This is a genomic window from Streptococcus sp. k-378 (assembly GCF_013277505.1).
GTDB lineage: Bacteria > Bacillota > Bacilli > Lactobacillales > Streptococcaceae > Streptococcus > Streptococcus pseudopneumoniae.
The window spans coordinates 21,924-31,725 of the sequence record NZ_VMNC01000083.1 but is presented as its reverse complement, the minus strand read 5'-3'; the positions used below and the strand labels follow the sequence as shown (position 1 = coordinate 31,725).

The 9,802-nt window shown below is 35.2% G+C and carries 8 protein-coding genes; 6 read left to right on the top strand and 2 right to left on the bottom strand.

Annotation, left to right across the window (positions count from 1 at the left end; all coding sequences use genetic code 11):
- Nucleotides 1-9: 9 nt before the first annotated feature.
- Nucleotides 10-201, bottom strand: coding sequence for a hypothetical protein (locus HT719_RS11670; RefSeq protein ID WP_240156564.1), 192 nt, complete (start codon nt 199-201; stop codon nt 10-12).
- A 126-nt stretch (nt 202-327) separates the two neighbouring features.
- Between HT719_RS11670 and rnc the strand changes: the two genes are divergently transcribed.
- Nucleotides 328-1,026: a ribonuclease III gene (gene rnc / locus HT719_RS08465; RefSeq protein WP_000661480.1), complete on the top strand. Its 699-nt coding sequence runs from the start codon at nt 328-330 to the stop codon at nt 1,024-1,026.
- Nucleotides 1,017-4,556 (top strand): chromosome segregation protein SMC, encoded by a 3,540-nt coding sequence (gene smc, locus HT719_RS08460; protein ID WP_172928887.1) that lies wholly within the window; start codon nt 1,017-1,019, stop codon nt 4,554-4,556. Before rnc ends, smc begins: the two co-directional genes overlap by 10 nt.
- Nucleotides 4,557-4,749: 193 nt before the next feature.
- On the opposite strand, the gene HT719_RS08455 is transcribed toward smc, so the two are convergent.
- The gene (locus HT719_RS08455; RefSeq protein WP_172928886.1) at nt 4,750-5,601 is read right to left on the bottom strand and encodes an Rgg/GadR/MutR family transcriptional regulator; all 852 of its coding nucleotides are present in this window, start codon (nt 5,599-5,601) and stop codon (nt 4,750-4,752) included.
- 79 nt (nt 5,602-5,680) lie between these two features.
- Between HT719_RS08455 and shp3 the strand changes: the two genes are divergently transcribed.
- The 4 genes from shp3 to HT719_RS08435 all read left to right on the top strand — a co-directional run bounded on the left by shp3 (nt 5,681) and on the right by HT719_RS08435 (nt 9,802).
- Nucleotides 5,681-5,752, top strand: a complete 72-nt coding sequence (gene shp3 / locus HT719_RS08450; protein ID WP_001812431.1) for a peptide pheromone SHP3 — start codon at nt 5,681-5,683, stop codon at nt 5,750-5,752.
- A 100-nt stretch (nt 5,753-5,852) separates the two neighbouring features.
- Nucleotides 5,853-7,709, top strand: a complete 1,857-nt coding sequence (locus HT719_RS08445; protein ID WP_000744515.1) for a hypothetical protein — start codon at nt 5,853-5,855, stop codon at nt 7,707-7,709.
- A 495-nt stretch (nt 7,710-8,204) separates the two neighbouring features.
- The gene (locus HT719_RS08440; protein ID WP_000350878.1) at nt 8,205-8,675 is read left to right on the top strand and encodes a hypothetical protein; all 471 of its coding nucleotides are present in this window, start codon (nt 8,205-8,207) and stop codon (nt 8,673-8,675) included.
- A 5-nt stretch (nt 8,676-8,680) separates the two neighbouring features.
- Nucleotides 8,681-9,802: a hypothetical protein gene (locus HT719_RS08435; protein WP_001221832.1), complete on the top strand. Its 1,122-nt coding sequence runs from the start codon at nt 8,681-8,683 to the stop codon at nt 9,800-9,802.

The window sequence follows — 9,802 nt, the reverse complement described above, 5'->3', positions numbered from 1 at the left end:
TTTTTATCACTAATACTCTTCGAAAATCTCTTCAAACCACGTCAGCTTTGCCTTGCCGTAGATATAGTTACTGACTTCGTCAGTTCTATCCACAACCTCAAAACAGTGTTTTGAGCTGACTTCGTCAGTTTTATCTACAACCTCAAAGCAGTGCTTTGAGCAGCCTGCGGCTAGTTTCCTAGTTTGCTCTTTGATTTTCATTGAGTATAAAACTGAAAATCTCTGTCTAAAGAATGCCCAAATCCCCTCCAGTCCCGTTTTAGAGTGACTCAGGAGGCTTTTTTTGATATAATAAAAAGGACTGTTATCAGTTAGAAAGAGGTTGGTATGAAAGAATTACAAACTGTACTAAAGAACCATTTTGCAATCGAATTTGCAGACAAAAAGTTACTGGAGACTGCCTTTACTCATACGAGTTATGCCAATGAGCACCGCCTCTTAAAAATTTCACACAATGAACGCTTGGAATTTTTAGGAGACGCTGTTCTACAGTTATTGATTTCAGAATATCTATATAAAAAATATCCTAAAAAGCCTGAAGGTGACCTATCAAAACTCCGTGCTATGATTGTCCGTGAGGAGAGTTTAGCTGGTTTTGCGCGTGATTGCCAGTTTGACCAGTTTATCAAGTTGGGTAAAGGGGAAGAAAAATCTGGTGGTCGCAATCGTGACACCATTCTTGGTGATGCCTTTGAAGCCTTTCTTGGTGCCCTTCTTTTGGATAAGGATGTGGCCAAGGTCAAGGAATTTATCTACCAAGTTATGATTCCTAAGGTAGAAGCAGGCGAGTTTGAGATGATTACAGACTACAAAACCCATCTCCAAGAGTTACTTCAGGTCAATGGTGATGTGGCTATTCGTTATCAGGTGATTTCTGAAACAGGGCCTGCTCACGATAAGGTCTTTGATGTAGAAGTTCTTGTTGAAGGTAAGAGCATCGGTCAAGGCCAAGGTCGTTCTAAGAAATTAGCAGAGCAGGAAGCTGCCAAAAATGCCGTTGAGAAAGGGCTGGATTCATGTATTTAAAGGAAATCGAAATTCAGGGATTCAAGTCTTTTGCTGATAAGACCAAGGTCGTTTTTGACCAAGGTGTGACGGCAGTTGTTGGACCCAATGGATCTGGAAAGTCCAATATTACAGAAAGTCTGCGTTGGGCCTTGGGGGAGTCAAGTGTTAAGAGTCTCCGTGGCGGCAAGATGCCGGATGTCATTTTTGCTGGAACTGAAAGTCGCAAACCGCTCAATTATGCTTCTGTAGTTGTGACTCTGGATAATCAAGATGGATTTATCAAGGATGCTAGTCAAGAAATCAAGGTCGAGCGCCATATCTATCGTAGTGGAGATAGCGAATACAAGATTGACGGCAAGAAAGTCCGTCTGCGTGATATTCATGACCTTTTCTTGGATACAGGTTTGGGACGAGATTCCTTCTCCATCATTTCCCAAGGGAAGGTTGAGGAGATTTTTAATTCTAAGCCTGAGGAACGCCGAGCTATTTTTGAAGAAGCTGCAGGGGTTTTGAAATACAAGACTCGTCGCAAAGAAACTGAGAGTAAACTGCAGCAAACTCAGGATAATTTAGACCGCCTTGAAGACATTATCTACGAGTTGGATAATCAAATCAAGCCTCTTGAGAAGCAAGCTGAAAATGCTCGTAAGTTTTTAGATTTGGAAGGTCAACGCAAGATTATTTACTTGGATGTTTTAGTTGCTCAAATCAAGGAAAATAAGGCTGAACTAGACTCGACAGAAGAAGAGTTGGTACAGGTTCAGGAACTCTTGACAAGCTATTACCAAAAGCGTGAAAAATTAGAAGAAGAAAATCAGAATCTCAAGAAGCAACGCCAAGATTTACAGGCTGAAATGGCCAAAGACCAAGACAGTTTGATGGATTTGGCTAGTCTAATTAGTGATTTAGAGAGAAAATTAGCCCTATCGAAACTGGAATCTGAGCAAGTAGCCCTGAATCAACAGGAAGCACAAGCCCGTTTGGCTACTTTGGAAGATAAGAGAAAATCACTCAGCAAAGAAAAATCTGATAAGGAAAGCTCTTTGGCACTTTTAGAGGAAAATCTAGTCCAAAATAATCAAAAACTCAATCGACTAGAGGCTGAATTGCTGGCTTTTTCAGATGATCCTGATCAGATGATTGAGCTTTTGCGTGAACGCTTTGTAGCTCTTTTACAAGAAGAAGCGGATGTCTCAAACCAACTGACTCGTATTGAGAATGAGTTGGAAAATAGTCGTCAGCTTTCTCAAAAACAAGCAGATCAATTAGAAAAGCTGAAAGAACAGCTGGCTACAGCTAAAGAGAAGGCTAGTCAGCAAAAGGCGGAGCTTGAATCTGCTAAGGAGCAGGTTCAGAAATTACTGGCCGACTACCAAGCTATTGCCAAGGAGCAAGAGGAGCAGAAAGCTTCCTATCAAGCTCAACAAAGTCAACTCTTTGACCGTCTGGATAATCTCAAAAACAAGCAGGCCAGAGCTCAAAGTTTGGAAAATATCCTGAGAAATCATAGTAACTTTTATGCAGGTGTTAAGAGTGTCCTCCAAGAAAAAGACCGCCTTGGTGGGATTATTGGGGCAGTTAGTGAGCATCTGACTTTTGATGTTCATTATCAAACTGCCTTAGAGATTGCGCTTGGAGCAAGCAGTCAGCACATCATCGTAGAGGATGAGAACGCGGCGACTAAGGCGATTGATTTCCTAAAGCGCAACAGGGCTGGTCGCGCAACCTTCCTTCCGTTGACAACGATCAAGGCGCGTACGATTTCTAGTCAGAATCAAGATGCTATCGCTGCAAGTCCGGGATTTCTGGGCATGGCAGATGAGTTGGTGACATTCGATACTAGACTGGAAGCTATTTTCAAGAATTTACTAGCTACGACAGCGATTTTTGATACAGTAGAACATGCGCGTGAAGCTGCTCGACAAGTTCGTTATCAGGTTCGCATGGTGACATTGGATGGGACAGAGTTGCGTACAGGTGGTTCCTATGCAGGTGGAGCTAATCGCCAGAATAACAGCATTTTCATCAAGCCAGAACTGGAGCAATTACAAAAAGAAATTGCTGAAGAAGAAGCAAGTCTTCGTTCAGAAGAAGTGGCTTTGAAGACCTTACAAGACCAGATGGCTAGATTGACCGAATCATTAGAAGCCATCAAATCTCAAGGAGAGCAGGCTCGTATTCAGGAGCAGGGCTTATCCCTCTCTTATCAGCAAACCAGTCAACAAGTTGAAGAGCTAGAAACTCTTTGGAAACTTCAAGAAGAGGAATTAAATCGTCTTTCTGACGGAGATTGGCAAGCGGATAAGGAAAAATACCAAGAGCATCTTACTACTATCGCCAGTGACAAGCAAAATCTGGAAGCTGAGATTGAAGAGATTAAGTCTAACAAAAACGCCATCCAAGAACGTTATCAAAACTTGCAGGAAGAGCTAGCGCAAGCTCGCCTGCTTAAGACAGAACTGCAAGGGCAAAAACGTTATGAAGTGGCTGATATTGACCGTCTAGGCAAGGAATTGGATAATCTGAATATCGAACAAGAGGAAATCCAGCGTCTTCTTCAAGAAAAGGTTGACAATCTTGAGAAGGTTGATACAGAATTGCTCAGTCAACAGGCTGAAGAAGCCAAAAATCAGAAAACAAATCTCCAACAAGGTTTGATTCGCAAGCAGTTTGAATTGGATGATATTGAAGGTCAGCTGGATGATATTGCTAGTCATTTGGATCAGGCTCGCCAGCAGAATGAAGAGTGGATTCGCAAGCAAACACGTGCTGAAGCTAAGAAAGAAAAGGTTAGCGAGCGCTTACGTCATTTACAAAGTCAATTAACAGACCAGTACCAGATTAGCTATACTGAAGCACTAGAAAAGGCACATGAATTGGAAAACCTCAATCTGGCAGAGCAAGAAGTTAAGGATTTAGAGAAGGCTATTCGCTCACTGGGGCCTGTCAATTTGGATGCTATTGAACAGTACGAAGAAGTTCACAGCCGTCTGGATTTCCTCAATAGCCAGCGAAATGATATTTTGTCAGCGAAAAACCTGCTCCTTGAGACCATTACAGAGATGAATGATGAGGTCAAGGAACGCTTTAAATCAACTTTTGAAGCTATTCGTGAGTCCTTTAAAGTGACCTTCAAACAGATGTTTGGCGGAGGTCAGGCAGACTTGATATTGACTGAGGGTGACTTACTGACAGCTGGGGTTGAGATTTCAGTCCAACCACCAGGAAAGAAAATCCAGTCGCTTAATCTCATGAGTGGTGGGGAAAAAGCCTTATCAGCTCTTGCCTTGCTCTTCTCCATTATTCGTGTCAAGACCATTCCATTTGTCATCTTGGATGAGGTGGAAGCTGCGCTGGATGAAGCCAATGTTAAACGTTTTGGGGATTACCTCAACCGCTTTGACAAGGACAGCCAGTTCATCGTCGTAACCCACCGTAAGGGAACCATGGCAGCGGCTGATTCTATCTATGGAGTGACCATGCAAGAATCAGGTGTCTCAAAAATTGTTTCGGTTAAGTTAAAAGATTTAGAAAGTATTGAAGGATGACAATTAAACTAGTAGCAACAGAAATCAGAATAGGTAAATTGATACAATAGCATATAAAGAAAGCCTTGAAATTTAGCTGATTTCAGGGCTTTTTAACTGTCTATTGCTATTAGGGTAAAATCATTAGAGATGTTGTGAGTTTATGGAGACACCCTTGATTTGTAAAATGTTAAATAGTAGAGAATCATTTCATCTATTCTTTGTTTACCAGTTTATCGAAATGGCTAGTATAGTGTAATTTTAACTTGTCTTCTCCTAAAATATCAAGGACTTGTATGGCCTGTTTCATTTTTTCAATTCCGCTATCTGAATGACGCTTAAATTCAAAGTAACCAGTTGCATAGAGAAAAACTGTCTGTTCATAAAAGTTTAATTCATTATCTAATAATGCTTTTATTTCGGTGATTAGATAAGTACAGTTTGAAAATTCTTCCTTATCTACGCTCAGAATTAGACAATTGATGGCCAATTGAGTGACAATTCGCTTATTTGTTTTATTCAATGAAGAGTAGATGTAATTGTTCAACATTTCCTTTGTTAATAGGAAGTAGGAGTTGTAGTTTATTGTTCGTACACAGTTACCTAATAAAGTGATTTCATAGTAACCCCATTTTTCAACTTTGAAGAGATAATCTGTCAATTGAAGTAATTCTTTATTTGATGGAATAATGCTGGAATCCATTGTATGTAGAATGGATTTTATCATTGTTTTCTCGAACGAATTTAAAGTGTAATGTGATGAGTCAGAAAGTAGAGCGGCTATATTATTGATGTTTTGTGATGAATATTGCTTACGAATATATTGAACTAAATTAGCGAATAATTCAGTATTAGTATAATCTTCATCATGTAAAACAAGAAACTCATCTAAAGTAATGTGTAATTGGTCTAAAATATTGATAAGTCGAATACAAGATATCTCTGATTCCCCACGTTCGAATCTAGATATTTGAGATTTTGAAAGATGTTCATCTGCTACAGAGCATAGACTAATTTGTTTTCCTTTACGAACTTTTCTAAGTGTGATGCCAAGTTTTGATTTCATAATTTCCCATTTTCCCAACAAAAATTAAATCCGTTTTTATTTATTGTACAATAAATAAAAACGGAAAGGAAGTCCGAGTATGAAGAAAATTTCAAAATTTTTGCCGATTTTGGTTTTGGTGATGGATATTATCATCATTGTTGGTGGGTAAATTGTTTAGGTGTACACCTAAGTCTTTAGAGTATCTAAAGACTTAAGATTTTATAGATACATAGTATAAAATACGGTATTTATAATTTGGGAGGCTTTAATTGAAAAAACAGAATTTATTTAAAATATCAAATAATGTACAAGAGTATTCGAATGCTTTTAATACTATGGGTTTAAATTTTCAAGGAGAAATTCCTATTTTTGTTGACCACAAAAGAGAAGATTTACTTCATAATATCAAGCGAATTAACAATGAATATTCCGAATGCTATAAAACAACGCCAATTTACCAATGCGATGCAGGGATCACTCTATCTTCTGATTTAGAGTTTTATAAAAACTGTAGGTTATTTTGTAAGAAGTGGGTGACCTCTTTAAATGAGATGATAAACATAGAAAATCTGGTAGTAATAGGACTATATAAAGATTTTTCACAATATAAAATTTTGACTATATTAGAATATTGTAAGAAAAATAATATTGAACTGTACATACTGACAGGAAGAGATCTATCTTCATTGTCTTGGATGATAGGAAAGCAGTTTTACTCAAAAAGTGAAAAAGAAGTACGAAAAGCAGTCTTTTCGCATAAAAAGTTAAATGAATTTAGTGAAACAAAAAACAAATGGGATATTTTTGATATAAAAAGGCTTGAAAATGAAAATATAAAAAATCTTTTGGAAGAAAAATCTTGGTCAGAATTAGTTTTTCATGGACATGGAAAAGAAGATCATCTAAATTTAGCTGATTTCACTTTGCATGGTTTTAATAAATTAATTCCTCAACAAGAAAAATTTGCTCCTTCTTGGGGCCATCAAGGGCAATCTTTTTTTAAGGATGAGAGTAAAGCAATACGTATTAGCTCTATAAATGTTGAAACATTATTTTTATTATCTTGTAGTAATTTTCCGTTTAATGATTGTAGATTGTATGATTCTAGATTCAACTTAACATTAGATGCTATCGATGGAATAGCAAGAAATATTGTTGCTTCTATTGCTGTTCAATCGATTGATAATCCAGAGATATATGAAATTTTTTCAGATTCAAATTTGACAAATATTGGAACCAAACTTCATAATAAATTAAATGATGTACAGCCGTTTGTTTCAATTGTTAATATTGGACTCCCAAATACTAGAAAAGTAGATCAATCACTTGAAAATATAAATGGGATTGTCCGATTAACCCAAAGTAGCAAAATGATTTTATCGCGACTTGCTTCATATGTTTCGTCTGGGTTATTAAGTAGTGAACATGAGGTAAAAAAGTTATCTAATAATGTTTTAGCAGATTACATGCAAATGACACGCAGAGGTACCTATGGAGTGACAGAAGAAAAATATTTAAATTTTGAACAAAATTTAATAAATAGAGTAAATCCTATTTCTAAAAAGATAGCTGAAATAATGATTCAGAACCAAAATGACGAGCTTTTCGAATTTGATCGATATAATATTTTTAGGTCTATAATTGATGAAAGTAGTATTTTCAAAAAAATATGTTGTTGTGGAAGTTCGGGTGTTGGTTGCAACTATATTCCAGAAACTAACAATTTATTCAATATTAATTCTTTCTATTGTTATAGGTGCGGTGATAAAAATACTTCAATGACAGGCATGCCAGAAGTAGATTTTATGTGTGATAATTATGATAGAGAAAGATTAAGAATAAAATATAAGATTGTTATTACTCCACAACATAGAGGAGATGTTTACTTAGGAGTACAGCTACCAACATATGTAGAAAAGTCATCAAATACCTCACCAGAGTTGAAAAGAATACGTTTTAAAAATATTGGAACTAAAGTAGTTGAAGGAGAGATCTGTTTTAACGAGGATACTTTACTTCAAAGCTATTATCTTAAGCTATTTATTATTCAGAATGGGGGAATAGCTATTAGTAGATGTTTCTTCAATTTAATAAATAATTGTGAGGGAAAGTTTGAAAAAATATAAATGTAATATATTTATTATTTACTCTAATTTTGAGTAATTGAAACACGAGGAGTATTCCTTCACCAAATTTGAGAAAGGCCTATTTCTTTTTATAAACAAGTCGCTTATCTAATAATAAATTTACTAATTATAATCTTAAGAAATCGTAAAGCAATACAAGATATCAGATATTTATCTGTAAATCTATTAATTAGCATTCTAGTCTTATCTTCATTATAAAATCAGTATTTTGAGATGTACAAGACAAGCTTCCTAGTTTTCTCTTTGATTTTTTTAGTATTATGGTCACAGTTGGTTGTACCTAATAGGATGAACTACAGTTATAATGATGGATTTTTTCAAATGTATTGGCTGAAGCACTCACTTAATCGCCTCGTCGCGATTTGTAATAGTGATATGTTTTCACGTTTTATATTATAGTTTTAAACAAAGAGCACAATACTTTTTAACTCAGTGTTGTGCATTGAATGAAACGAAAGAAAGGAATGAATAACAATGGATATTTTTTTAGGTACACCAATCACAGGAATAATTAATCCGAACTTGAAAAGTCCGTTAGAAACTGCGACAAAGTCCAGAATTAAGGGGATTATTTCTGATTTGAGATCGTATGGTCATAATGTGTTTTGTGCTCTAGAGGAAGAAGAATTTGGCAAAAAGATTGCAGATTCTTTAGAATGTACCCTTAGAGATTATTCGATACTGAAACAAAGTAATGTATATATTACTTTTCCAAATAATAGTTATGGATGTGCTGTGGAACTTGGTTGGGCTTCAGCGCACTCTATTCCTATTGTCTTAGGAATTAACAAAAGAATCGGTTCAAAAACACCATTGTATGAAGGTTTACACACAACAGGTACTCAGGTTCATGTTATTTATTATGATTCTGAAGATGAGTTTCCAGATAAACTTGAATGGTTAAAAATATTAAAGTACATAGAAAAGCATATATTTATTAGGTGATTGTTATGAGAATTTTGACAGTAACTACAAATTTTGGTTTTGGTCCGTCTTCCAAATTATATTCTATTATCAAAGAGCTATTGAAGATGGGATATAAAGAGATTACATTTTGCGGAAATGGAGAATCTATAAATTTTTTTAAGACCAACTTTGGTAATAGATTAGAATACATCGAGTGTGATACTGATGAAATTAGGTCTGAAAGCTTTTTGAAAATAGTAGATATTAAGAATTATGAACTCTTAATTAATGTTATGAATCTGAATATTCCTAAAATTCAACGAGATACAAATTTAAATGTAAAAAGTGTATTTGTTGATAGTCTAAGTTGGATGTGGGAAAAACCCCTAGATGGGATTAACGAATATGATATTTATTTTGTTCAAAATGCTTTTATTGATCCCAATAATTTATCGCAGTATAAGAATATCCAAACAATAAATCCTATTATTAATACGGAAGGAATAACAAAAACAAAAGATTTCAAAAACAATAAAATTCTATTAAATTTCGCTGGTATAGTTACTCCATATGAAAATGATGTATTTTTCAAAAAGTACATGTTATTTTATCTAAAACTTTTTTCAAAAATACCTAATATTGATAAATATGAGATTGATTGTGCTTGTAACATGACGCAGAAAAAATGGATTGAATCAAACAACCGTTTTGACTACAATGTTACATTTAAAGTAATGTCCCATAAAGAGTTTCTATCAGCGTCATGTGAAGCAAGTAGGATATTTACAACACCTGGTTTGACATTTTATTTAGAGAGTTTAGAATTAGGCTTAAAACCACATTATTTTTTGCCTTCAAATTATTCTCAGGCATTATTGCTTGAAAAATATAATCAAATCTCTGGGAATTGTAATACCTTATCTAAGTATGGATATTTATTTTCAACAGATGAGTTACTTGAAGAAAGTGAAGGTGTGACTAAAGTAAGAGAAGCATTTTCTAATATTAGTACAAGATATAAAGAAGAAATCTTCGACAATATAATATCATATATTAATGAAGGTTCGGTGTATGAATCAAAAAATGAAATTCAATATAAGGAAGAGAGCGGTATTCGTTCAATTATTAGAATTATGCTTGAAAAAGGACTATTGAAAGGAAGATAA

What these genes read in the sequence shown, in the direction of transcription:
- HT719_RS11670 (WP_240156564.1), bottom strand. Translation starts at nt 201, where the DNA reads ATGAAAATCAAAGAGCAAACTAGGAAACTAGCCGCAGGCTGCTCAAAG.
- rnc (WP_000661480.1), top strand. Translation starts at nt 328, where the DNA reads ATGAAAGAATTACAAACTGTACTAAAGAACCATTTTGCAATCGAATTT.
- smc (WP_172928887.1), top strand. Translation starts at nt 1,017, where the DNA reads ATGTATTTAAAGGAAATCGAAATTCAGGGATTCAAGTCTTTTGCTGAT.
- HT719_RS08455 (WP_172928886.1), bottom strand. Translation starts at nt 5,601, where the DNA reads ATGAAATCAAAACTTGGCATCACACTTAGAAAAGTTCGTAAAGGAAAA.
- HT719_RS08440 (WP_000350878.1), top strand. Translation starts at nt 8,205, where the DNA reads ATGGATATTTTTTTAGGTACACCAATCACAGGAATAATTAATCCGAAC.
- HT719_RS08435 (WP_001221832.1), top strand. Translation starts at nt 8,681, where the DNA reads ATGAGAATTTTGACAGTAACTACAAATTTTGGTTTTGGTCCGTCTTCC.